At 60.8% G+C, this 22,646-nt stretch carries 21 protein-coding genes; 7 read left to right on the top strand and 14 right to left on the bottom strand.

Features of this window, described 5'->3' with window-relative positions:
- Window positions 1-17: 17 nt before the first annotated feature.
- On the top strand, window positions 18-1,220 hold the full coding sequence (gene rocD, locus ACXHXG_RS18985; protein WP_285168385.1) for an ornithine--oxo-acid transaminase: 1,203 nt from the start codon (window positions 18-20) through the stop codon (window positions 1,218-1,220).
- Between the two features lie 134 nt (window positions 1,221-1,354).
- Window positions 1,355-1,831: a chemotaxis protein CheW gene (locus ACXHXG_RS18980; RefSeq protein ID WP_104825238.1), complete on the top strand. Its 477-nt coding sequence runs from the start codon at window positions 1,355-1,357 to the stop codon at window positions 1,829-1,831.
- An 85-nt stretch (window positions 1,832-1,916) separates the two neighbouring features.
- Here ACXHXG_RS18980 and ACXHXG_RS18975 read toward each other — a convergent pair whose 3' ends face one another.
- The 10 genes from ACXHXG_RS18975 to ACXHXG_RS18930 all read right to left on the bottom strand — a co-directional run bounded on the left by ACXHXG_RS18975 (window position 1,917) and on the right by ACXHXG_RS18930 (window position 12,586).
- Entirely contained in the window at window positions 1,917-3,575 is a 1,659-nt protein-coding gene (locus tag ACXHXG_RS18975; protein WP_457900252.1) for an OFA family MFS transporter, read from the bottom strand.
- A 118-nt stretch (window positions 3,576-3,693) separates the two neighbouring features.
- The gene (locus ACXHXG_RS18970) at window positions 3,694-3,951 is read right to left on the bottom strand and encodes a formate dehydrogenase subunit delta (protein ID WP_104824570.1); all 258 of its coding nucleotides are present in this window, start codon (window positions 3,949-3,951) and stop codon (window positions 3,694-3,696) included.
- A complete protein-coding gene (gene fdhD / locus ACXHXG_RS18965) occupies window positions 3,941-4,768 on the bottom strand; it encodes a formate dehydrogenase accessory sulfurtransferase FdhD (RefSeq protein ID WP_457900251.1) in 828 nt (275 codons plus the stop codon). The genes ACXHXG_RS18970 and fdhD overlap by 11 nt, the downstream gene beginning before the upstream one ends.
- Window positions 4,769-4,820: 52 nt before the next feature.
- Complete coding sequence (gene fdhF / locus ACXHXG_RS18960) at window positions 4,821-7,700, bottom strand: formate dehydrogenase subunit alpha (RefSeq protein WP_104824572.1); 2,880 nt, start codon at window positions 7,698-7,700, stop codon at window positions 4,821-4,823.
- A gap of 6 nt (window positions 7,701-7,706) precedes the next feature.
- Window positions 7,707-9,263 carry a formate dehydrogenase beta subunit gene (locus tag ACXHXG_RS18955; RefSeq protein ID WP_104824573.1) on the bottom strand — a complete coding sequence of 519 codons (1,557 nt, stop codon included), beginning with the start codon at window positions 9,261-9,263 and terminating at the stop codon, window positions 7,707-7,709.
- Window positions 9,260-9,739 (bottom strand): formate dehydrogenase subunit gamma, encoded by a 480-nt coding sequence (locus ACXHXG_RS18950; RefSeq protein ID WP_104824574.1) that lies wholly within the window; start codon window positions 9,737-9,739, stop codon window positions 9,260-9,262. The genes ACXHXG_RS18955 and ACXHXG_RS18950 overlap by 4 nt, the downstream gene beginning before the upstream one ends.
- Before the next feature lie 117 nt (window positions 9,740-9,856).
- Window positions 9,857-10,753 carry a LysR family transcriptional regulator gene (locus ACXHXG_RS18945; RefSeq protein WP_104824575.1) on the bottom strand — a complete coding sequence of 299 codons (897 nt, stop codon included), beginning with the start codon at window positions 10,751-10,753 and terminating at the stop codon, window positions 9,857-9,859.
- Window positions 10,754-10,978: 225 nt separating this feature from the next.
- Window positions 10,979-11,194 (bottom strand): hypothetical protein, encoded by a 216-nt coding sequence (locus tag ACXHXG_RS18940; protein ID WP_104824576.1) that lies wholly within the window; start codon window positions 11,192-11,194, stop codon window positions 10,979-10,981.
- Window positions 11,195-11,375: 181 nt separating this feature from the next.
- A complete protein-coding gene (locus ACXHXG_RS18935; protein WP_104824577.1) occupies window positions 11,376-11,714 on the bottom strand; it encodes an ArsR/SmtB family transcription factor in 339 nt (112 codons plus the stop codon).
- Window positions 11,715-11,815: 101 nt separating this feature from the next.
- Window positions 11,816-12,586 (bottom strand): SDR family NAD(P)-dependent oxidoreductase, encoded by a 771-nt coding sequence (locus ACXHXG_RS18930; protein ID WP_457900300.1) that lies wholly within the window; start codon window positions 12,584-12,586, stop codon window positions 11,816-11,818.
- A gap of 98 nt (window positions 12,587-12,684) precedes the next feature.
- On the opposite strand from ACXHXG_RS18930, the gene ACXHXG_RS18925 reads away from it, so the two are divergent.
- On the top strand, window positions 12,685-13,458 hold the full coding sequence (locus ACXHXG_RS18925; RefSeq protein ID WP_104824578.1) for a DeoR/GlpR family DNA-binding transcription regulator: 774 nt from the start codon (window positions 12,685-12,687) through the stop codon (window positions 13,456-13,458).
- A 117-nt stretch (window positions 13,459-13,575) separates the two neighbouring features.
- Complete coding sequence (glpD, locus tag ACXHXG_RS18920) at window positions 13,576-15,087, top strand: glycerol-3-phosphate dehydrogenase (RefSeq protein WP_457900250.1); 1,512 nt, start codon at window positions 13,576-13,578, stop codon at window positions 15,085-15,087.
- A 109-nt stretch (window positions 15,088-15,196) separates the two neighbouring features.
- On the opposite strand, the gene soxR is transcribed toward glpD, so the two are convergent.
- Window positions 15,197-15,655: a redox-sensitive transcriptional activator SoxR gene (soxR, locus tag ACXHXG_RS18915; RefSeq protein ID WP_104825240.1), complete on the bottom strand. Its 459-nt coding sequence runs from the start codon at window positions 15,653-15,655 to the stop codon at window positions 15,197-15,199.
- 74 nt (window positions 15,656-15,729) lie between these two features.
- Between soxR and ACXHXG_RS18910 the strand changes: the two genes are divergently transcribed.
- Together ACXHXG_RS18910 and ACXHXG_RS18905 are read left to right on the top strand one after the other, a co-directional pair.
- A complete protein-coding gene (locus tag ACXHXG_RS18910) occupies window positions 15,730-16,305 on the top strand; it encodes an NADPH-dependent FMN reductase (protein WP_104824580.1) in 576 nt (191 codons plus the stop codon).
- 192 nt (window positions 16,306-16,497) lie between these two features.
- Window positions 16,498-17,748, top strand: a complete 1,251-nt coding sequence (locus tag ACXHXG_RS18905; RefSeq protein WP_457900249.1) for an acyltransferase family protein — start codon at window positions 16,498-16,500, stop codon at window positions 17,746-17,748.
- A 40-nt stretch (window positions 17,749-17,788) separates the two neighbouring features.
- Here the strand turns inward: ACXHXG_RS18905 and ACXHXG_RS18900 are convergent, their stop codons facing one another.
- Genes ACXHXG_RS18900 through ACXHXG_RS18890 form a run of 3 tightly spaced genes read right to left on the bottom strand, consistent with a single transcriptional unit; the run spans window position 17,789 to window position 21,623 of the window.
- Window positions 17,789-18,910 (bottom strand): mandelate racemase/muconate lactonizing enzyme family protein, encoded by a 1,122-nt coding sequence (locus ACXHXG_RS18900; protein WP_283047766.1) that lies wholly within the window; start codon window positions 18,908-18,910, stop codon window positions 17,789-17,791.
- Between the two features lie 18 nt (window positions 18,911-18,928).
- The gene (locus ACXHXG_RS18895) at window positions 18,929-20,428 is read right to left on the bottom strand and encodes an aldehyde dehydrogenase (RefSeq protein WP_457900248.1); all 1,500 of its coding nucleotides are present in this window, start codon (window positions 20,426-20,428) and stop codon (window positions 18,929-18,931) included.
- 1 nt (window position 20,429) lies between these two features.
- Window positions 20,430-21,623, bottom strand: coding sequence for an iron-containing alcohol dehydrogenase (locus tag ACXHXG_RS18890; RefSeq protein WP_457900299.1), 1,194 nt, complete (start codon window positions 21,621-21,623; stop codon window positions 20,430-20,432).
- A 68-nt stretch (window positions 21,624-21,691) separates the two neighbouring features.
- Here ACXHXG_RS18890 and ACXHXG_RS18885 point away from each other — a divergent pair, with 68 nt between their 5' ends.
- On the top strand, window positions 21,692-22,597 hold the full coding sequence (locus ACXHXG_RS18885) for a LysR substrate-binding domain-containing protein (RefSeq protein WP_457900247.1): 906 nt from the start codon (window positions 21,692-21,694) through the stop codon (window positions 22,595-22,597).
- Window positions 22,598-22,646 lie beyond the last annotated feature (49 nt).

Raw genomic sequence — 22,646 nt, 5'->3', positions numbered from 1 at the left:
CTCGGGGGGAACTTACCATGAGCGCATCAACCGATCTTATCGCCACTGAACAGCGCCTCGGCGCCCATAATTACAAGCCGCTCGATGTCGTGCTGACCCGCGGCGAAGGTGTCTATGTCTGGGACACCGACGGCAAGCGCTACCTCGATTGCCTGTCAGCATATTCCGCGGTCAACCAGGGGCATTGCCATCCGAAAATCCGCGAGGCGATGATCGAGCAGTCCGGCAAGCTGACGCTCACCTCCCGCGCCTTCCGCAACGACCAGCTCGCCTATCTCTACGAGGAGCTGGCGGCGCTGACCGGCTCGCACAAGATCCTGCCGATGAACTCCGGCGCCGAAGCCGTCGAAACCGCGATCAAGGCGGTGCGCAAATGGGGCTATGAGGTGAAGGGCGTTCCGGAAAACCAGGCCGAGATTATCGTCTGCTCCAACAATTTCCACGGCCGGACGCTCAGCATCATCAGCTTCTCGACCGATCCGGATGCCCGCACCGGCTTCGGCCCCTATACGCCGGGCTTCCGCACCGTTCCTTTCGGCGATGCTGAGGCCTTTGCTGCCGCGATCAACAAAAACACCGTCGCAGCGCTGATCGAGCCGATCCAGGGCGAGGCCGGTGTCATCATTCCCGCGCCCGGCTACTTCACCCGCGTGCGCGAACTCTGCACCGTCAACAACGTTACCCTCATCCTCGATGAGATCCAGACCGGCCTCGGCCGCACGGGTAAGCTGCTCGCCGAGGAGCATGAGGGCATCGAGGCCGACGTGACGCTGATCGGCAAGGCTCTGTCGGGTGGCTTCTATCCCGTTTCCGCCGTGCTTTCCAATTCAGAAGTGCTCGGCGTCCTGAAGCCCGGCCAGCATGGCTCCACCTTCGGCGGCAATCCGCTGGCCTGCGCCGTCGCTCGCGCCGCGCTGCGCGTCCTGACTGAAGAAGGCATGATCGAGAACGCCGCCGTCATGGGCGATTATTTCCTCGAAGGCCTGCGCTCGATCCGTTCGAATATCGTCAAGGACGTCCGCGGCCGCGGCCTTATGATGGCGGTGGAGCTGGTGCCGGAAGCCGGCGGGGCACGACAATATTGCTACCAGCTCAAGGATATCGGCCTGCTCGCCAAGGACACGCACGACCACACGATCCGCCTCGCGCCGCCCCTGGTCATCACCCGCGATCAGGTCGATTGGGCACTGGAACAGATCGACAAGGTGCTGGCCCAATAGGCCTGATCTTGAGAAGTACCTAAAGTATATCCTGCCGAAATCTCTTCGGCAGGTTTAGGTTTGAGCAACATTCTTGCGTTATTCTCATGATAACGCGTCAGTTTTGGCGCCATACTTGAATGGGAAGAATGTTCATGGCCACGATCAATTCCACCAGCTTCAGCGGCGACACCTTGGAGATCATTGCCTTCCGGCTTCATGATCAGGAGTTCTGCGTCAAGACCACCACGATCCGCGAAATCCGCGGCTGGGCGCCGTCGACGCCGATCCCGCATGCGCCGGCCGATGTCATCGGCGTCATGAACCTGCGCGGCTCGGTCATTCCGATCATCGATCTCGCCTACAAGCTCGGCATGAAGAGCACGGTCGCAAACGAGCGCAGCGCCATCGTCGTCGCCGAAGTCCACAACATGGTCATCGGTATGCTGGTCGACCGCGTTTCCGACATCCTGACGATCTCCTCGAGCCAGGTCCAGCCGGTCCCTGAGGTCACGGCTTCCTTCGATCGCGCCTTCTGCGAAGGCATCATCGCCACCGAAAGCGGCATGATCTGCTTCCTGAACCTCGCCAAGATGTTCAAGGAAAACGAAACGGAAGAACTCGCCGCCTAAACGCTCGTTCTTCATACCATTCTCTATGAATAGAGCCGCCCCGGTTTTCCAGGACGGCTTCTGCATGCAGTCGCCGTGCCGGGGTTCAGCCAAACAGCGCGTATGTGCTCTTGATCGTCACCCAGACGCCCCAGAGCAGCGGGATGCCGACGATCGCCCAGGCGATCAGCGCCCTGGCATCGAGGCCGCCCGTGCCGATGCCGAAGGAACCGGTGGGACCGGCGTTCGCGGCGGCGGTTCTCGCCTGCAAGGCCGCAACCTCGCCATCCGACATGAACCATTTGTCCGAGAGCGGCTTCACCAGCGAGTTGGCAATCAGACCCAGTGCCAGCATGCCGGCGAGGATATACATGGTGAAGCTGTAAAGCTGCGCGCCTTCGACACCGGCGGCCTTCTGCGCCTCGCGGATATAGTTGACCACCACCGGACCGATGATGCCGGCCGTCGCCCAGGCGGTGAGCAACCGGCCATGGATCGCGCCGACGAACTGCGTGCCGAAGATATCGGCGAGATAGGCGGGAACCGTGGCGAAGCCGCCGCCATACATCGACAGGATGATGCAAAGGGCACCCACGAACAGCACCTTGCTGTGAATGCCCGCTGCCCACGGTGCAAGGACATAGAGCGCGATGCCGAGAACGAAGAAGCAATAGTAGGTGTTCTTGCGCCCGATTCTATCGGACAAGGATGCCCAGAAGAAGCGACCGCCGATATTGAACAGCGATAGGAGACCGGCAAAGCCCGCGGCGATCGCAGCGACGGCGGCCACCTGGTCTTTGCTCAGAGCGGCGAACGTCACATCCGGCAGACCGATCAGCGCACCACCGAAGATTTCCTGCAGCATCGGCGAAGCCATGCCGATGACGCCGATGCCAGCCGAGACGTTGAGGCATAGCACGGTCCAGATCAGCCAGAACTGCTTGGTCTTATGGGCGTCGCGCAGATGCACGTGCTTGGTCGTGATCATCGTGCTCTTGGCGGCGGGCGGCGTCCATCCATCCGGGCGCCAGCCGGCCGGCGGCAGGCGGTAGCCGAAGGCGCCGCCCATCATGAAGACGAAGTAGATCGCCGCCATGACGACGAATGTCTGCCAGACTCCGGCTGAACCGTCGCTGCGGAAGCTGGTCATCAGCAGGTTGGCGAGCGGCGCGCCGATCATCGCTCCTCCTCCGAAGCCCATGATAGCCATGCCCGTCGCCATGCCGCGCCGGTCGGGAAACCATTTGATCAGCGTGGACACCGGCGAGATATAGCCAAGACCGAGACCAACGCCGCCGATGACGCCGGCGCCGATCCACATCAGCCAAAGCTGATGGAAGACGACGCCGATCGCGGCAACCAGAATGCCACCGCACCAGCAGCAAGCGGAGACGACGCCCGCCTTGCGCGGCCCGACCCGCTCCAGCCAGCCGCCCCAAATGGCAGCGGAAGAGCCCAGCAATACGAAAAACAAGGTATAGATCCAGCCGAGATCGCTGACGCGCCAATCGCAGCTCGTGGTGACGAGGGCGGAAAGAAGATTGAGGCCAGCGCATTCGGCCGGCGGCGTCGATATGCCGAGCGCTTTCGACAATGGCAGCCAGAAGACGCTGAAACCATAAGCCATGCCAATGCAAAGATGGATCGCCAGAGCTGCCGGCGGCACCAGCCATCGATTGAAGCCGGGTTTGGCGATAATGCGCTCCCGATCGAGCAAACCTGATGTTATCTGTTCTCTTGAAATATCTGTTTCCGCAGTCGTCATGAACAACTCCTCCTTGATTCAGAGACTGGAACTTCTCAAGTATTCTACCTTAAATTGCATTAATAGGCAGATTCCGCCATCCTCCCTTCTTATTAAGAATATCTAATATTTGACCGGATCAGTCTTGCTTGACTGGCTCCGGCCTATGGATCAATGGGGCTGCCTCCAGCACCAAGGGATCCAATCCACTATTTCCATTATCAATTATTTCGAAAAACTGCCGCCGCATCCGCGGATCCCAGAATTTATTGATATGCGTCGCAACGCCCTGTGCCGCCTCGTTGGCTGGCTGCGTTTTGAAGAAAGTGGCGATCTGGTTCGCCATATAGACGAGCTTGGCTGACGTTTTGCCGTGGGGTGTTTCGTCAGGCGACATCGGCGATGCTCCCTGGGGTAATGCGCTGCGGATGGGTGAAAATCTCGAAATCGTCGCCGCGCACCAGTGCTACCAGCGTCATGCCGGCTTCTTCGGCGGTGCGGATGGCAAGTGCGGTCGGCGCGGAAATGGCAATGAGGACGGAGCTGCCCAGTATCGCAGCCTTCTGCACCATCTCGACCGACAAGCGGCTGGTGACGGCAACGACGCCCTCAGGCCCCTTATGGCCGGAACGGATGAGGGCGCCGCAGAGCTTGTCCAACGCATTATGGCGCCCGACATCTTCACGCACGGCGATCAATCCCTCGGCCGGGATATAAAAGCCCGCCCCATGCACGGCGCGGGTCTCATGGTTCAACACCTGCGCGTCGCTCAAAAGAGCGACCGCTTTGACGATATCCCCATACGAGATTGTCAGAGCGACCTTCGAAACATCCGGCACCTCGCGCACCGCCTGCTCGATCGATTCGATGCCACAGAGCCCACAGCCGACCGGCCCGGCCATATGCCGCCGCCGGACGCGCAGCGCATCGGCCGCGTCATCGACCAGAGTGATCTGCATATCGATCCCCCGCTCGTCCTCTATCGGCTCGATCGCGGCTATCTGATCGACATTGGTAATGATGCCCTCGGTCAGGCTGAAGCCGACCGCAAAATCCTCGATATCGGCAGGCGTACCCATCATCACCGCATGCGACGTGCCGCCATAGGAAAAGGCAATCGGAACTTCTTCCGGCACGGTGCGCGTACCCGAGCGTACCAGGCCATTGCGGCGGGCAGTTTCGGGGACGGTCGTGGTGGGGGTGAAACGGGTCATGTGGCGACCCTTCCTTCTCCCCGACGGGGAGAAGGGGTCAATCCATCGGATATCACTCCGCTGCCTCCAGCTTCCCAGCAATCCGGCGCGATTGCCGCGCTTGTTCGTCATAGTCGATCTGCCATTGCGACGGGCCGTTGGAGGGCGAAACCTGCACCGCCGTCACCTTGTATTCCGGGCAGTTCGTCGCCCAGTCGGAATAATCGGTGGTGATGACATTCGCCTGCGTGTCCGGATGATGGAAGGTCGTATAGACGACGCCAGGAGCCACGCGGTCGGTAATCAGCGCACGCAGCGTCGTGTCGCCCGAGCGGCTGGCGAGCTTGACCCAATCGCCGTCGCGGATGCCGCGCTGTTCGGCATCGTGCGGATGGATCTCCAACCGGTCCTCCGCATGCCAGACAACATTATCCGTCCGCCGCGTCTGGGCGCCGACATTGTACTGGCTGAGAATACGCCCGGTGGTGAGCAGCAGCGGAAAGCGCGGGCCGGTGCGTTCGTCGGTCGCGACATATTCCGTGCGGATGAACTTGCCCTTGCCGCGCACGAAACCATCGACATGCATGATCGGCGAGCCAAGAGGCGTCTTCTCGTTGCATGGCCACTGCACCGAGCCCATCTTTTCCAGATAGTCATAGGAGACAAGCGCGAAGCTCGGCGTGGTCGCGGCGATCTCGTCCATGATCTCGGACGGATGCGTATAGTTCCAGGCAAGGCCCATGGCCTGCGCCATCTTCTGCGTCACTTCCCAATCCCCATAGCCGTTGCGTGGGGTCATGACTTTGCGCACGCGATTGATGCGACGCTCGGCATTGGTGAAGGTGCCGTCCTTTTCGAGGAAGGTCGAGCCCGGCAGGAAGACGTGGGCGTAGTTGGCCGTCTCATTCAGGAAGAGGTCGTGAACGACGACGCATTCCATGGCGGCAAGGCCGGCGGCGACATGCTTGGTGTCCGGATCGGACTGCAGAATATCCTCGCCTTGGATGTAGATGCCTTTGAAGGTGCCATCGACGGCGGCATCGAGCATGTTGGGGATGCGCAGACCGGGCTCGTTGTTGAGCTTTACGCCCCAGAGCTTTTCGAAGATGTCACGCGTCGCATCGTCGGAGATGTGGCGATAGCCCGGCAGCTCATGCGGGAAGGACCCCATGTCGCAGGAGCCCTGCACATTGTTCTGGCCGCGCAACGGGTTCACGCCGACGCCCGGACGGCCGATATTGCCCGTCGCCATGGCGAGATTGGCGATCGCCATAACGGTCGTCGAGCCCTGACTGTGCTCAGTGACGCCAAGGCCGTAATAGATCGCGCCATTGCCGCCCTTGGCATAGAGGCGGGCCGCGCCACGCACGAGATCGGCGGGAACGCCGGTGAACTTTTCCGTCTCCTCCGGGCTATGCTGCGGCTCGGCGACGAAGGCAGCCCAATCTTCGAATTCGGACCAGTCGCAGCGTTCGCGGATGAACTTCTCGTCGAACAAGCCTTCAGTGACGATGACATGGGCGAGCGCCGTCAGCATGGCGACATTGGTGCCCGGCTTCAACGGCAGGTGATAGCTCGCCTCGACATGCGGCGTGCGCACCAGATCGATGCGGCGGGGATCGATGACGATAAGCTTGGCGCCCTGGCGCAGCCGCTTCTTCAGCCGCGAACCGAAGACCGGATGGCCGTCCGTCGGATTGGCGCCGATGACGACGACGACATCGGAATGTTCGACGCTGTCGAAATCCTGCGTGCCGGCCGAAGTGCCGAAGGTCTGGCCGAGGCCGTAGCCGGTTGGCGAATGGCAGACGCGGGCGCAAGTATCGACATTGTTGTTGCCAAAGCCGGCGCGCACCAGCTTCTGCACGAGGTAGGTCTCCTCATTGGTGCAGCGCGACGAGGTAATACCACCGATGGAGTCGCGGCCGTATTGATACTGCAGGCGCTTGAATTCCGTAGCGATGTGCGCAAACGCCTCATCCCAGGTGACTTCGCGCCAGGGATCGCTGATCTTCTCGCGAACCATCGGATTGAGGATGCGGTCCTTGTGGGTCGAATAGCCATAGGCGAAGCGGCCCTTGACGCAGGAATGGCCGCGATTGGCCTGGCCGTCCTTCCAGGGCACCATGCGTACCAGTTCCTCGCCGCGCATTTCCGCCTTGAACGAGCAGCCGACGCCGCAATAGGCGCAGGTGGTGACGACGGAGTGTTCCGGCTGGCCGATCGATATCACCGATTTCTCGGTCAGAGTCGCGGTCGGGCAAGCCTGCACGCAGGCGCCGCAGGAAACGCATTCCGAATCGATGAAATGCTCATGCATGCCCGCCGAGACGCGCGAGCCAAAACCGCGGCCCTCGATAGTCAGCGCGAAGGTGCCCTGCACCTCCTCACAGGCATTCACGCAACGGGAGCAGACGATGCATTTCGACGGATCATAGGTGAAATAGGGATTGGACTCGTCCTTCGGCATCCATTTCTGATTGATGTCGCCGTTGTTGCGTGCCTTGACGTGATTGTCGCCGTCGTAGCCATAGCGCACGTCGCGCAGACCGACAGCGCCTGCCATGTCCTGCAATTCGCAATCGCCATTGGCGGCGCAGGTCAGGCAGTCGAGCGGATGGTCGGAGATATAAAGCTCCATCACGCCACGGCGAATATCCTTCAATCGTCCGGTCTGTGTGTGCACCACCATGCCCGGCGCCACCGGCGTCGTGCAGGAAGCCGGCGTGCCTGCCCTTCCCTCGATCTCGACCAGACAGAGGCGGCAGGAGCCGAAGGCATCGATCATGTCGGTGGCGCACAGCTTCGGCACCATGATCCCGGCTTCTCTCGACGCGCGCATGACCGAGGTGCCTTCCGGCACGGTGATTTGCTGCCCGTCGATGGTCAAGGACACCATGCTTTCGGAGCGGGAGGCTGGAGTACCGTAATCAATTTCGGAAACAAGGGACATCTGGTCTTACTCCGCCGCTTCAATCAGGGGAACCGGAGAGAAATCCTCCGGAAAATGCGTCATCGCGCTCATGACCGGATAGGGCGTGAACCCGCCGAGTGCGCAAAGCGAGCCGAATTTCATCGTGTTGCAGAGATCGGCAAGCAGCGCCCGGTTCTGTTCCGGCTCGATGCCGCGTGCGATCTTGTCTGCCGTCTCGACGCCGCGGATCGAGCCGATACGGCAGGGCGTGCACTTGCCGCAGCTTTCCACCGCGCAGAATTCCATGGCGAAACGCGCCTGCTTCAACATGTCGGCCGTATCGTCGAAGACGACGATGCCGGCATGGCCGATCAGCCCGTCCTTGGCCGCAAAGGCTTCATAGTCGAAGGGCGTATCGAAGAGCTTGCGAGGGAAATAAGCCCCCAGCGGCCCGCCGACCTGCACCGCCTTCACCGGCCTGCCAGACCTCGTGCCGCCGCCGATCCTGTCGACGATATCGCCAAGCGATAGGCCGAAGGCCGTCTCATAGAGGCCAGCATGTTTGACGTTGCCGGCGATCTGGAGAGGAATCGTGCCGCGCGAACGGCCCATGCCGAAATCGCGGTAGAAGGCAGCCCCCTTGTCCATGATGACCGGGACGGAGGCGAGCGAAATGACATTGTTGATGACGGTCGGACAGTCGAACAGGCCCTTATGCGCCGGCAGCGGGGGCTTGGCGCGCACAACGCCGCGCTTGCCTTCCAGGCTGTTGAGCAGCGACGTTTCCTCGCCACAAACATAGGCACCGGCGCCGCTGCGGATCTCCATATCGAAAGCCTTGCCGGAGCCAAGCACCGAGGCACCGAGAATGCCGGCAGCTCTGGCGATCTCGACCGCCTCGGTCATGACGGCAATCGCATGCGGATATTCCGAGCGCGTGTAGACGAAACCCTTGGTCGCGCCGGTCGCTAGGCCGGCGATCGCCATGCCCTCGATCAGCACGAAGGGATCGCCTTCCATGATCATACGGTCGGCGAAGGTGCCGCTGTCGCCCTCGTCGGCATTGCAGACGATGTATTTGCGGTCGCCCGGCGCGTCGAGCACCGTCTTCCATTTGATACCGGTCGGGAAACCTGCACCACCGCGACCGCGCAGGCCGGAATCGGTGACCTCCTTGACGATATCGCCTGCCGCCATGTCGACGGCGCGACGCACCCCCTTCAGACCGCCATGGGCTTCATAGTCTTCCAGTGAAAGAGGATCTGTGATGCCGCAACGGGCGAAAGTGAGACGGGTCTGTTCCTTGAGGAATGGGAGGTTTTCGACCTCCCCAAGACAGAGCGGATGAGCGCCGCCGGTGATCAGCCCGGCATCGAAAATATCAGCCACGTCCTTGGCCTTCACCGGCCCATAACCGATACGCTTGCCGTCGACTTCGACCTCGACCAGCGGCTCCAGCCAGAACATGCCGCGCGAGCCGTTGCGCACAATCTGCGCATCAAGACCCCGGCTGGCGATCTCCTGCGCGACCGCCTTCGCCACCTTTTCGGCACCGAGGGAAAGAGCGGCAGCATCGCGGGGAATGTAAATCTTCACCGTCATCGGCGCGCCTCCTTCACGAGGTCTTCGACGGCCTCATCGTCCAGGCGGCCGTGCAGCTCGCCGTCCAGCATCGCCGACGGCGCGCAGGCGCAGAGGCCGAGACAGTAGACCGGCTCCAGCGTCACGCTGCCATCCAGCGTCGTCTGGTGAAAATCGATACCAAGCAGCCGCTTGACGTGCTCGGCCAGCGCATCGCCGCCCATCGACTGACAGGCTTCGGCACGACAGAGCTTCAGGACATGACGGCCAGCGGGATGATCGCGATAATCATGGTAGAAGGTCATCACGCCATGCACTTCGGCGCGCGATAGGTTCAGGGCCTTGGCGATCAACGGAAGCGTATCCTGCGGCACATAACCGAATTCCTCCTGGATCCCGTGCAGGATCGGCAGGAGCGGACCTTCCATCGACTTCATGCTGTCGATGATAACGCCGGCGCGGGCCGCGATCTCGCCCGAACCAAGATGCAAATTCATATGCAGCCCTCCCAGGCTTTCCTCCGTAAACAGGCGTCGACGCGTGCTCACCAAACAAAAATCGCAAGGAAGAGGCGGGGGATCAATAAGGTAATCCCGTCAGTCGATAGAAAACTCCTATCGACTCTTATTGCCTTCGGCCAGCAATCGTGCCTCGTGCAGCAAAGCGGAGACAAGCGGCGTAAACGGTTCGCGATGGGTGGCTACCAGGCCGACGAGATGCTCCGCCTCCGGCTCCGTGATGGGGATCTTATGAATATCGGCCGGAAAGCCGAAGGAATCGGCGATATTCTTCGGCATGATGCTCGCCCAGCGTCCGGTCTGGACATGGGAAAACAGCACGATCATCGAATTGGATTCCAGCGTCGGCCGGGCGGTCGCGCCGGCTTCGCCGAGATGCCGGTTGATGATCCGGCGGTTCTGCATATCGGCCGTCAATAGACAAAGCCGAAGATCGCCCACTTCCTTCCACGTTACGCTTGTGCGCTCCGCCAGCGGACTGCCGGCCGCCGTTATCAGATGATAGCGCTCGGCATAAAGCGGCACGCTGGTGACGCGGCCGAGCGGCTCGTTTTCCAGATAGGTGATGCCGGCATCGATCTCGAGGTTTTCAAGCAGGCTCAGCACCTGCAGCGAATTGCGCGAGGTAATGGAGAAGGTGACGTCGGGATGCCGCTCCTGAAACGGCGCGGTGATCTTCTGCACCATGGCAAGCGCCGTCGGAATGGCGGCGATGCGGAGATGGCCGGCAAGCCCCTTGCGCGCAGCCCGCATTTCCTCGCGCATGGTTCTGGTATCGCCGACGATGCGTCGCGCCCATTCCAGCACCCGCTGGCCCTCCGGCGTGAGCCCCTGAAAGCGCGAGCCGCGGCTGACGAGCATGACGCCGAGCTGATCCTCCAACTGCCTGATCGCCGCCGACAATGTCGGCTGCGTCACCCCGCATTCCTCCGCAGCACGGCCGAAATGCTTCTGGTTGGCAAGCGCGATGAAGAATTCCAGCTTATCGATCATTTAACTCTCCTGAATGCGAGAGTTAAACGGGCCAGGGCATCAGCGCAACATTGGAAAATAGAAGTGAGGCATTGGGGCGGTTCACCGCACTCCTCCAGCAATCACACCCCGTTCCTGCCTCTGAAGGCGCAAGTAAGAATGCAGCCGGAAAGGCTTTCGCCAAATCCGGCTGCATTCACTAGCTTCTACTGCTGTCGTCGGAAATCGTGCCCCTCCGAAGATTCCCTAGAGAGCGGTCTCGCCACCAGCCGATGAGCGCTCAATGAAAACGCGAGGGATAAACGGTATCGCATCCTGTTCGGCAGAGGCAGCATTTCTCGCACGGGCCGTTTTTTCCAGAAGTTTCGCAAAGTCGCTCAACGATACGCGATCGGCACGGAGCATCTGGCGGATCATCGGATCTCGCAGAACTTCCGAAATCGTCATTTCACTATTCTGCACGGCCTATCCTCCTTTTATCTTATAAGGGAGTATTAGCGGCCTTGCATAACACTGTGATGTCAGGCAGTTGACGATACGATGATGAATTGAAGGCCAAAACGAGGCTTCGGAAATTTCCGAATAAACGCAGAGGCCAGTCGGCAGTCGCGGCTCAAGCCAGACAGAGCCCGAGGAGGACGTTTCAGCAATCGCCCGTGCAGAAGATTTTTTGCAGCGAATTGATTGCGGCGCAGATTTCAGAACTGGCGACAGCATAATAGATGAGCCGGCCTTCGCGACGCGTATCGACCAGCTTTTCCAGGCGAAGCCGCGCCAGGTGCTGAGAAACCACCGCCTGCTGCAGACCGAGCAACCCCTCGATCTCCGTAACGGTCTTTTCGCCTGTGGCCAGCATAAAGAGGATGATCAGCCGCGTCTCGTGCGACAGAGCCTTCAACAAAATGCTCGCCCGCCGGGCCTCCGCCGTCAGTTCCTCGACATTATGCTCGGCGGCACCGCCAGGCGGTGGAGACAGCGACATAGGATGGCCTCTAGTGATAACTCACATAGAGATATGTTTATAATATTATGAATCCATAAGCTGGTTCAAAAGGTCGCAGAACACCAAAAAAGGTCCGATTATCAGCAGATAAGCTGTCCTCCGTTGATCTCGATCACTTGGCCGGTGATGTAGCCCGAGAGCGTTGGCGCGGCGAGGAAGAGATAGGCAGGCGCACAATCCTCCGCTGTGCCCAGACGCTGCAACGGGATCGACCGGCGGGTCTGTTCGAGTTTTTCCTTCGACGAATAACGCTCGTGGAAATCGGTGGCGATGGTTCCCGGCGATACGCAATTCACCCGGATCCCGTCCGGCGCCAGCTCGCGCGCCAAAGCCTTCGAGTAGGTAGCGACGAAAGCCTTGGAGGCGGAATAGATCGCCGACCCAGGACTGCCGCCGGTCAAAGCCGAGATCGAGACCGTATTGACGATCGCCGCCTGCCCGGCCGCCCGCAATAGCGGCAACAGCGCCCTGGTCACCTCGACGACCGAGGTCTGGTTGAGCTGGACAATCCGGTCATACCACTCGTCGGTCAATTCGCCGGCCGGAAAGCGGCCGACCATGGTACCGGCATTATTGACCAGCACATCGATGCGGTCGAATACATCAGCGGCGGCGAGAGCAAAGTCCCTGGTGCCGCTTTCACTGGTGAAATCAGCAGGAACGAGAAAGGCGCGACGATCGAGTTCTGCCTCCATCAAAAAATCCGGCAGCTCGCGGCCGGGGTCGCGGCCGACATGGACGAGAACGCGCGCACTGCAATCGAGAAACTGCCGCGCCACCTCCAGCCCGATGCCACGGCCGGCGCCGGTGACGACGACATTGCGATTTTCGAATAGCTTCGGATGAAACACCATGACCTCCCCAATGTGCAGAATCCGCGCGTCGGCAATTGCGGAATTTTCACTTTATCATATGATGACGAAAAAACGAAAGAAAGGGAGCGTCGACAATGTTCCTATCCGGACGCCAGACTGAGATTCTGGAAATCGCCAAGGCTGAGGGGCGCGTGCTGGTGGAGGAACTGGCGCTGCGTTTTTCGGTAACGCCACAAACCATCCGCAAGGATTTGAACGATCTCTGTGACGGCCGCGTTCTATCGCGCGTCCACGGTGGCGCGATCTTTCCCGGCGGGACGGAAAACGTCAAATACGAAGCGCGCCGCTCCATCGCCGCCCCTGAAAAGCAGGCGATCGGCCGCGCCGCCGCCGGCTTGATCCCCAACAACACCTCTCTTTTCATCAATATCGGCACCACCACGGAAGCGGTCGGCGAGGCGCTCCTCGGCCATCACGAACTGATGGTAATCACCAATAACATCAACGTTGCCAATAAGTTACGTATTTTCCCATCGATCGAAGTGGTTATCGCGGGCGGCGTCGTGCGCGGCTCGGATGGCGGCATCGTCGGGGAAGCCGCGGTCGATTTTATCAGGCAATTCAAGGTGGACTACGCCATCATCGGGACTTCGGCTGTCGACGCCGACGGCGCGCTTTTGGATTTCGATTTCCGCGAAGTGAAAGTGGCGCAGGCAATCATTGCCAATGCCCGCCATGTCATCCTGGTGGCCGACAGCACCAAGTTCGAACGCACCGCTCCGGTGCGCATCGGCCATCTCTCGCAAGTCCATACTTTCGTTACCGACGAATGTCGCGTCGAATCCGTCCGCGCCGCCGCGGCGGAACACGGCGTTCGCCTGTTGGAAACCTCGCGCCGCCAGAATTGATCCTCACATCGCTTTCGTCACGAAACGTTCGTTTGACATTCGGATTGATTTCGTTTTAGATGAATCAATTTTCGAATTTTCCATTTCCCAAAATGGCAGACCTTTTCGGAGGGGCGGGTGAGCGAGCAGATTTACGACATTTTCGTTATCGGCGGCGGCATCAACGGCTGCGGCATAGCTCGTGACGCTGCCGGACGCGGCTACAAGGTGGCGCTTGCGGAAATGAATGATTTCGCCTCCGGCACATCGTCCGGGGCGACCAAGCTCATCCACGGCGGCCTGCGCTACCTCGAACATTATGAATTCCGCCTGGTGCGCGAGTCGCTGATGGAGCGTGAAGTGCTCTGGGCGATGGCGCCGCACATCATCTGGCCGATGCGTTTCGTCCTGCCTTACCACAAGGGCGGCATCCGCCCGGCCTGGTTGATCCGCCTCGGCCTCTTCCTCTATGATCATCTCGGTGGCCGCAAGCTGCTGCCGCCGACCGCGACGCTGGACATGAAGAGGGACCCGGCGGGAAAACCGCTGAAGGCGTTGTTTACCAAGGCTTTCGAATATTCCGACGGCTGGGTGGACGATGCGCGCATGGTCGTGCTCAACGCCCGCGACGCGGCCGATCGCGGCGCCACGATCATGCCGCGGACCAAGGTAATTTCCGCTCGTCGCGAAGGGGGCACCTGGACGATTGAAACACAGAACACCGTCACCGGCGAGAAGCGCACGTTCCAGTCGCGCATGCTCATTAATGCCGCCGGTCCTTGGGTCGACCATGTCCTGTCCGACGCCTTCGGCAAGAACCAGGTGCACAATGTCCGCCTGGTGCAGGGCAGCCATATCATCGTCCGCAAAAAGTTCGACGATCCTCGCGCCTATTTCTTCCAAAATCCGGATAACCGTATCATCTTCGCCATCCCCTATGAACAGGATTTCACCCTGATCGGCACGACGGATCGCGACTACAAGGATGATCCGAAGGATGTGAAGATTTCCGACGAGGAAACCACCTATCTCTGCAACGCCGCCAGCGAATATTTCAAGGAGCCGGTCCGGCGCGAGGACATCGTCTGGTCCTATTCCGCCGTACGTCCGCTCTATGACGACGGCGCTTCCAAGGCGCAGGAAGCGACGCGCGATTATGTGCTGAAGGTCGAAGGCGCCGAGGGACAGGCGCCGTTGCTCAACGTTTTCGGGGGCAAGCTCACCACCTATCGCCGCCTTAGCGAACATGCGCTGGAAAAGATCGGAGAGGTCATCGGCCTCAAGGGAACGCCATGGACGGCCAAGAGCTCCCTTCCGGGCGGCGATTTTCCGGTTCGCGGCTATGAGGCCGAGGTCGCTAAGTTGAAGGCACGTTATCCCTTCCTCGCCGACCCGCATGCCCGCCGGCTGGTGCGCCGATATGGCACCCGCGCCGCCATGCTCCTTGGAGAGGCGAAGGCCGTGGCCGATCTCGGCCGCAGCTTCGGCAGCGATCTCTATGAAGCGGAAGTCCGCTATCTCATGGCGCATGAATGGGCCTACACCGCCGCCGACGTCCTTTGGCGTCGTTCGAAGAAAGGCCTCTATCTCTCGAAGGATGAAGCCGCCGCGCTGGATGATTATATGGCCGGCACGCGCGTTCATGCTTAGGCAGGCACGGCGCTCCAGAGCAATTCCAGCAAAAGTGCGAAACGGTGTTGCATCCTGCTTGAAAACAAAGAGATAGAGTACTTCCGTGGTTCGAAGAAACACGGATACTCTAGGGATCCAGCAGACGCGGCCCAGGCCCCTCTTCTGACAGCACATCCCAGGGATTGCGTAAGGGGCAGGTCTGCATCGAGAGACAGCCGCAGCCGATGCAGCCGTCGAGTTGATCACGCAGGCCCTGCAGCCGCTTGATCCTTTTGTCGAGATCATCCTTCCAGTGTGCCGAGAGCGCCCGCCAATCGGCGCCTGTCGGCGTCCGGCTTTGCGGCAGCGTGTCGAGTGCCGCTTGAATCTCAGCAAGCGGAATGCCGACACGCTGCGCCACCTTGATGACCGCCACCCGGCGCAGGACCTCGCGGGCGTAACGCCGCTGATTGCCGCGGCTGCGATGGCTCTCGATCAGCCCTTTTGCCTCGTAGAAATGCAGCGTCGAGACCGCGACGCCGCTGCGCGCCGCCACCTCGCCGACCGTCAGCAATTTGGAAAATTGATCGGATTCGATTTTTTCCATCATACGTCCTTGACCTCAACTTTACTTGAGGTTCTATAGCTCCTGCTCCGAAGCGCGTAAAGCAGGAGCAACGCATGACTGGACCTACCAAGCTGGCAATTCTCTACGGCAGCACCCGCAAGGGCCGACTATGTGACCGCGTGGTCAATTGGGTCGTCCGTGAGCTGGAAAACTATCCGCTGATCGACATCGACATTATCGATCCCCTTGAATTCGACCTGCCGGCGCAGCACGACCGCGAGCATCCGGCCGTCGCGGCCCTCGCCGAGCGGCTCTCCAAGGCCGATGCCTTCATCGTCGTCACGCCGGAATACAATCACAGCTTCACCGCCTCGCTGAAATTCGTGCTCGATCTCGTTTATGAGCCATGGCAGGGCAAGCCGGTCGCCTTCGTTTCCTATGGCGGCATTTCCGGCGGGCTTCGTGCCGTCGAACAATTGCGGCTGGTCTTTGCCGAGCTGCATGCCGTAACCGTGCGCGACACCGTCAGCTTCGCCAATCCCTGGGGCCGGTTCGCCGAAGATGGCTCCCTTGAAAACCCGATCGAGGCACGTCAATCGCTGGTGCGGATGATGGCGAAGCTGCATTGGTGGAGCGCGGCCTTGAAACCGGCTCACGCAACGCGCCCCTATCGCTCCGTCGCCGCCTGAGCGCCTTCTGCAATATCCGAACACGGTCTTTCGTTTCTGGCAGGTGCGAAAGACCGGTTTGACGTCCGGACCTGGTACCCCAGGTCCGGACGTCTGTTATACACCCAGAAGTTTACCTTGCCGCAAAGCTGCGCTTGCCGAAGTCGCCTCGATGACCTAACCCAATAGGAAGACAGTTTCGGCGGTATTGCGATGGAGAACGAGAAACGTCTTGGGGGAGCGGATTTCATGCGCGCCGTCGCATGTCTGATGGTGCTCGCCCACCATCTCGCGCTCCGGATGGATTTCAACAAGATCCCCCCGACCTTGGACTTGACCTTCATGTTGGCGCGCTTCGGCAATCACGGCGTCTCGGTCTTCTTCGTTCTCAGCGGCTTTCTTCTCTCCCGTCCCTTCTGGCTGGCGCTGGATAGAGCCCAGCCGTTACCGTCTTTGAAGATTTACACCATGCGCCGCGCTGCACGCATCCTGCCGGGCTTCTGGGTCGCCCTGACGGTCGGCTTCGTGCTGAGTTTCACCATCTATGAATTTCCGCTCGATGGAGAGCTGATCGGCCGCTACGTCGCCGGCTTCTTCCTGATGAGCCAATGGCATTGGCGCACCTTTTTTCCGGTGCAGGGTGACGGCCCCCTATGGTCGATCCCCTTCGAGACAACCTGCTATGTCCTTTTGCCGATCGGCTTCCTGCTGCTGTTCCATGCAACGCCGAGATCACGCTCCGTTCTCGTCAGCCGGTTGCTCTGGATCGGCATCATCGCGGCGGCGCTGGTAGGCCATTGGCTGGTGGTGAGCTATCTCCCGACAGACAACATCGGGAAGGGATGGCAATATGGCTTCGAGGGCGGCGCCAAGGAATGGATGCCGCGCTACAATCCCATCGGTTTCTTCGCGATATTCGCGATCGGCGCGCTGGCTGCCGGAATCCAGACCATCCTTCCTGCCCGCCGCTCGGCAATCTACGATGTCATCGGAGCGCTTATGATCGTCATGGGCGCATGGCAGTTGCCGCACTCCATCGGCGGCCCAGCGGAAGGCTATGCCTGGCTTGGCATTCCCTATCAATTCCCGCTGCTTCCCCTGGCGGCCGCTGTCGCGCTCTGCGTTCTGCCGCAGTCGGTCTTTCTGGGAAGAGTTGTCGACTTCAGTCTCATCCGCTATGTCGCCACCGTCTCCTTCGGCGTCTATATCTGGCAGGATATCGTGCTGACGCTGATGAAGACGCTCTTCCCCTGGACCTTCGGCACCGGCTCCGACGATGTGCTTGGCGGATGGATCACATCGAGCCTCGTCGCAATCCTCATCATTTTCGCGATCGGCACCTTCAGCTATTTCTGCCTGGAACGCCCAATCATTCGCTGGGCGCGCACCCGCGAGCAGGCGACACGGACGATGCCCACATCCGACAAAAAAGCCGCCCAAGGGAAACCATTGGGCGGCAGATAAGGTGGGAAACGAAACTCGACCGGGAAGGCCGAGCATCATGTCAGATGCGAGTGGCTTTCAGTCGCTCCTCATCGAGAACAACACCGAGGCCGGGAGATAGCCCCAAATCCAGCCAGCCCTCATCGTGCTTGAGCGGCATCGCCATCGGATAGTCACGACGGGCCTCGCTCCATTCCGGATTGTCATACGGATATTCGAGCCAAGGCGCATCCCCGACACCCGCGGTCAAATGCGCGTTCGCCAGCACACCGATACCATTCGTCCATGAGTGCGGCGTAAATTGGACACCCGCCTCGCGCGCCTGGTAGACCAGCCGCCGGCAGCCGGTGATGCCGCCGACCAGCGCCACATCCGGCTGAATGACATCGAAGGCGCGTTCCTCGATGATGTCACGGAACTCATACAGCTCCCGCGTCATCTCGCCGCCGGCAATGCGCACGGAGGTCGCCTGCTTCAGCTCCTGCATGCCCTTGCGGTCAGAACGATGCAACGGCTCCTCCATCCAATAGATGCCGAGCCGCTCCAGCTCTTTTGCAACCGCCAGCGCATCCTTGAAAGTCCATGGTAATGTCGTATCCCACGGCATGCGCCAACCCTGGTTGCAGTCGACCATCAGTTCCAGCCTGGTGCCCACACGCGCACGGATCGCCTCCAGGGCCTTCACATCGTCCCGCCAACTGCCGCGCCCGCCCGCAGACGAAGAGAAACGCACCTTCATCGCCGGAAAGCCTTCTTCGAGATAACGTTCCGCCTGCTCCGCCATTGCAGCCGGCTCTCGCAACACGCCGGAGGAAGCGTAGAGGCGCACACGGCTGGCCCGGCCGCCAAGCATCCGCCAAACCGGCTCGCCAGTGATCTTGCCGGAGAGATCCCAGAGCGCCAGATCCATCGGCCAGCAGCGGCCGTAGTGAAAATTAATATGCGACAGGACCTCGTAATGGCGCTCCAGATGCCGCGGGTCCTGACCGATGAACAGATCCTCGTGCCCCTCGAACCCTTTCATTAGGTCACCGGAGCCGATGCCCTCGCGGCCCTCGTCATCCCGAACGCGGACGATCGTCGCATCGAAATGCCAGCGCGGCCGCCCATCCCAGCTCGCCTTGAACGGCGGATCGAGCGGCAGCCGGTGATGGGTGATTTCGATGGAAACAATCTTGCTCATGGTCATGCCCCCCAAACCTTAGCCGAACTGCTGCCAGATGGTCTTGTAGTCGCAATATTTGTCGATCGCATGCACCGAGCGGTCGCGGCCGAAGCCAGACTGCTTGAAGCCGCCGAAGGGCGTGGCAAAATTCGACATATCATAGGTGTTGATCCATACGGTGCCCGCATGGATCGCCTCGGCAAAGCGGTGAGCACGATCCATGTCCTTGGTGAAGACGGCGCCGGCGAGGCCGTAGATGGTGTCATTTGCGATCTTTAGGGCCTGCTCCTCGGTATCGAAGGGAATAGCGGCGAGCACGGGCCCGAAAATCTCCTGCCGCGCCAGGCTCATGTCGTTGCTCATGTCGACGAAGACGCCGGGCGAAACATAATAGCCACCAGTCTCGCTCAAGACACGCTCGGCGCCGAAGGCGCGGCGCGCGCCTTCCTTCTCGCCGGCGGCAATCATCGACAGCACCTTGTTCATATGCTCCTCCTCGATCAGCGCGCCGATCTGCGCCGTGGGGTCCAGCGGATGCTTGAGCGCGATATCGAAGCGGGTCACTGCCTCGATCTTCGCAATCAGCTTCTCCTGCATCGAGCGCTGCACGATCAGCCGCGTCGAGGCATGGCAGGTTTCGCCGGAATTGTAGAAGCAGCCCCAGGCGGCCGCACTCGCCGCCGCATCGAGATTGGCGTCTTCGAAGACGACCAACGGCGACTTGCCGCCGAGTTCCAGCGCCACGCGCTTGACGTTCGACTGCGCCGCATAGCCCATGATCAGCTTGCCGACCTCGGTCGAGCCGGTGAAGGCGATCATGTCGACATCCATATGCAGCGCCAGCGGCTTGCCGGTCTCTTCGCCATAGCCGGTGACGACGTTGAAGACACCGGCGGGCAGCCCTGCTTCGAACGCAAGTTCGGCCAGGCGGATGGCGGATAGCGAGGACTGCTCCGCCGGCTTCAGCACCACGGAATTGCCGGCCGCGATGGCCGGGCCGAGTTTCCAGGCATCGATGATCATCGGATAGTTCCAAGGCGTAATCGCCCCGATGACACCGAGCGGTACCTTGCGCACCAAAGCGCGGGCATTCTGCCCGGTCGGCGCGATCTCGTCATACATCTTGTCGATCATCTCACCGTAAAACTGGATGCCGTCGGCGCAGAGGCGCACATCGACGGTGAGCGAGGCCATGACCGGCTTGCCGACATCAAGTGTTTCCAGCATGGCGAGTTCTTCGCCATGGGCGCGGATGAGTTCGGCCCATTTCAGCATGATCCGCTTCTTTTCCAGCGGCTCCTTCCTGCGCCAGATGCCGCTTTCGAAGGCGGCACGCGCGGCAGCCACGGCAGCGTCAATATCGGCCGCGTTGCCACGGGCCAGTTCCGCACCTGGTCTGCCATCCATCGGCCGGACGCGGGTGAAGGTCGCGCCGGAGGAAGAGGCGCGATAGGCGCCATCGATGAAATGCCGCCCTTCGAGCTTGAGGCCGGATAGAACGCCTTCCCAATAGTCGCGCGTATAATTCTTGGTCATCTCAAATTCCTTTCGGCAGCGCCATGACGGTGGCGGCGAAGCGGTCGATGTCGGCATCCGTGACATCGCGTACGGTCGAACGCCGCATCGGCTGGTTTTCCGGAGCGCGCATTTCGCGCGCGAGATCGGTCGTATCGAAAGGTATGAACGCTGCCGGCAAAGCGTGGACAATACCGCAACGGTCCATCCAATCGGAGAGGAAGGCGGGCAGCGCCGCCGCACCTTCGAGGCCGCAAGCCCTTGCGGCAGCGTTGAGATCAACCGTATCCGCCTCGACCAGCCAGGGCAGCGTCGCTTCAAAGCCGAGGGCGGTTGCAAGCCCATGGTGGACCGGCGCAAGGCCGGCCAGCGCGTGGCTGATATTGTGGGCAATCGCCGTGCCGCAATTGTCGATGGCGATGCCGGCGAAGCAGGAGCCGAGCAGCACGTCACCCCGCGCCTCGATATTGCCGGGCTCCTTCACCGCCGTTTCCAGCGCGCCGGTGATCAGCCGCAGTGCCTGATAGGCGTAGAGCTGCGCACCGCGATGCGTGTTGCGGTTCGTCGCCGCCTCGAAAGCATGGATGAAGGCATCGAGGCCGCACCAGGCGGTGAGACCCGCCGGCAGCGTGGTCGTCAGAGCCGGATCGAGGATGACGAGATCTGCCTTGGTTTCCAGCCCCCAGATCCAGAGCTTCTTGCCCTCGGGGCCTGCAAAAATATTGGTGGCCGAGGTCTCCGAGCCAGTACCGGCCGTCGTCGGCACCATGATCTTCTTCAGCGGGCTCTTCGGTAGGGGATTGGCGGCCAGTGCATAAAACATCGGGTCTTCGCCCGATGCTGCGCAACAGGCGACGATCTTGGCGATATCCAGCGCCGAACCGCCGCCGACGCCGATTACCAGATCCGCGCCCTTCGCCGCTTCTATCGCCGAGCGGATATGCGCGAGTTTCGGCTCGCCGGAGAAATTCGAGAATACCTGCGTGGCGATGCCCGCTTCCGTCAGATCGCTTCTGATTTTATTCGCAAGACCCGACTGAGCCAGAAAGGCATCGATCACCAAGAAAGCGGCGGAAACACCATCGAAGGATTTGACGGCGCTGGCAAGGCCGGACAGCGCGCCGCTGCCAAAGTGGATGTCTGGAATGGCGGAAATGGAAAAGGACACGAGGATCACCAGGAAAAGCGCAGCAGATTCGATGCCGCAATCCTGCATCACAATTTCAGCTCTTCAAATCTGGCCATTTATCGGGAATATTGATGACTTGAAGTTATGGAGAGACAATGCTGGAGAAGATACCGCTGGAATCCTTTCGCGTGTTCGATGCCGCGGCGCGCGCGATGAACTTTTCCCGCGCCGGCCGCGAATTGAACATCACGCAAGCGGCCGTCAGCCGACGTATCAAGGGGCTGGAGGATCATCTGGGCGCCGCGCTCTTTACCCGGCGCGGCCGGAACTTGGCGCTGACGCCGGAAGGCGAACGGCTGTTTCAGCGCGTCCGCGCCACGCTGGAATATCTCGAGGAGAGCCTGGAGCCTTTCCGCGCCGGCACAGGCGAGATCATTTCGATCGCTGCCAGCGGCTCGGTCTCGCATCTCTGGCTCGGGCAGCGGCTCAAGGATTTCGGCAAGGAGAGCCCCGGCATCTCCGTCCGCCTGCTGACGACGGACTCGCCTTCGGAACTTGCATCGGAAACCAACGACCTCGTCATTCTCTATTCCACCGGCGAACATCCGCGCTGGAACCTGACGCTATTGATGAAGGAAGTGCTGGTTCCGATCGCCTCGCCCGATTATCTCGCCAGCCGCGGCCTGGAGCCGCAGGCTTTGACATCGGCTGACATAGCCGGGCTGGATCTCATCGATTACGAGCGCTTCAACGCCCACTGGATCAGCTTCCGCCAATGGTTCGGCCGCATCGGCAACCCATTGAGGAGCAAACTGCCCCGACCGCGGCTATCCTTCTCCACCTACATCATGGCGGTCGAGGCGGCATTGCGCGGCGAGGGTATCGCGCTCGGCAGCCTCGGACTTATCGAGGAACATCTGCGCTCGGGCGCACTGATTACCATCGGCAACGACCGGGTCGAAAGCGGCTTCGGTTATTATCTGGGCGCCCCCCGCTTCCGTGCGCTCTCGCCGGAAGCAAGCCAGTTGCATCGGCATTTGCTCGGCGGCTATCAGGGCTGACGCAAACCGAACCACCCAACAAAAAAGCGGCCCCCAAAGGCCGCTCTCA

The organism is Rhizobium sp. LEGMi-198b, from assembly GCF_054114205.1.
Note: the sequence above shows the minus strand (reverse complement) of the source record. Positions and strands in the feature narration are given on the sequence as shown.

Coding starts and splice junctions, on each gene's coding strand:
- ACXHXG_RS18975 (WP_457900252.1), bottom strand. CDS start 3,575: ATGACGACTGCGGAAACAGATATTTCAAGAGAACAGATAACATCAGGT.
- ACXHXG_RS18925 (WP_104824578.1), top strand. CDS start 12,685: ATGTTCCTATCCGGACGCCAGACTGAGATTCTGGAAATCGCCAAGGCT.
- fdhD (WP_457900251.1), bottom strand. CDS start 4,768: ATGACCCGTTTCACCCCCACCACGACCGTCCCCGAAACTGCCCGCCGC.
- ACXHXG_RS18890 (WP_457900299.1), bottom strand. CDS start 21,623: ATGCAGGATTGCGGCATCGAATCTGCTGCGCTTTTCCTGGTGATCCTC.
- ACXHXG_RS18935 (WP_104824577.1), bottom strand. CDS start 11,714: ATGTCGCTGTCTCCACCGCCTGGCGGTGCCGCCGAGCATAATGTCGAG.
- ACXHXG_RS18910 (WP_104824580.1), top strand. CDS start 15,730: ATGACTGGACCTACCAAGCTGGCAATTCTCTACGGCAGCACCCGCAAG.
- fdhF (WP_104824572.1), bottom strand. CDS start 7,700: ATGTCCCTTGTTTCCGAAATTGATTACGGTACTCCAGCCTCCCGCTCC.
- ACXHXG_RS18950 (WP_104824574.1), bottom strand. CDS start 9,739: ATGAATTTGCATCTTGGTTCGGGCGAGATCGCGGCCCGCGCCGGCGTT.
- ACXHXG_RS18895 (WP_457900248.1), bottom strand. CDS start 20,428: ATGACCAAGAATTATACGCGCGACTATTGGGAAGGCGTTCTATCCGGC.
- ACXHXG_RS18905 (WP_457900249.1), top strand. CDS start 16,498: ATGGAGAACGAGAAACGTCTTGGGGGAGCGGATTTCATGCGCGCCGTC.
- ACXHXG_RS18945 (WP_104824575.1), bottom strand. CDS start 10,753: ATGATCGATAAGCTGGAATTCTTCATCGCGCTTGCCAACCAGAAGCAT.
- ACXHXG_RS18970 (WP_104824570.1), bottom strand. CDS start 3,951: ATGTCGCCTGACGAAACACCCCACGGCAAAACGTCAGCCAAGCTCGTC.
- ACXHXG_RS18980 (WP_104825238.1), top strand. CDS start 1,355: ATGGCCACGATCAATTCCACCAGCTTCAGCGGCGACACCTTGGAGATC.
- ACXHXG_RS18900 (WP_283047766.1), bottom strand. CDS start 18,910: ATGAGCAAGATTGTTTCCATCGAAATCACCCATCACCGGCTGCCGCTC.
- ACXHXG_RS18885 (WP_457900247.1), top strand. CDS start 21,692: ATGCTGGAGAAGATACCGCTGGAATCCTTTCGCGTGTTCGATGCCGCG.
- ACXHXG_RS18955 (WP_104824573.1), bottom strand. CDS start 9,263: ATGACGGTGAAGATTTACATTCCCCGCGATGCTGCCGCTCTTTCCCTC.
- rocD (WP_285168385.1), top strand. CDS start 18: ATGAGCGCATCAACCGATCTTATCGCCACTGAACAGCGCCTCGGCGCC.
- soxR (WP_104825240.1), bottom strand. CDS start 15,655: ATGGAAAAAATCGAATCCGATCAATTTTCCAAATTGCTGACGGTCGGC.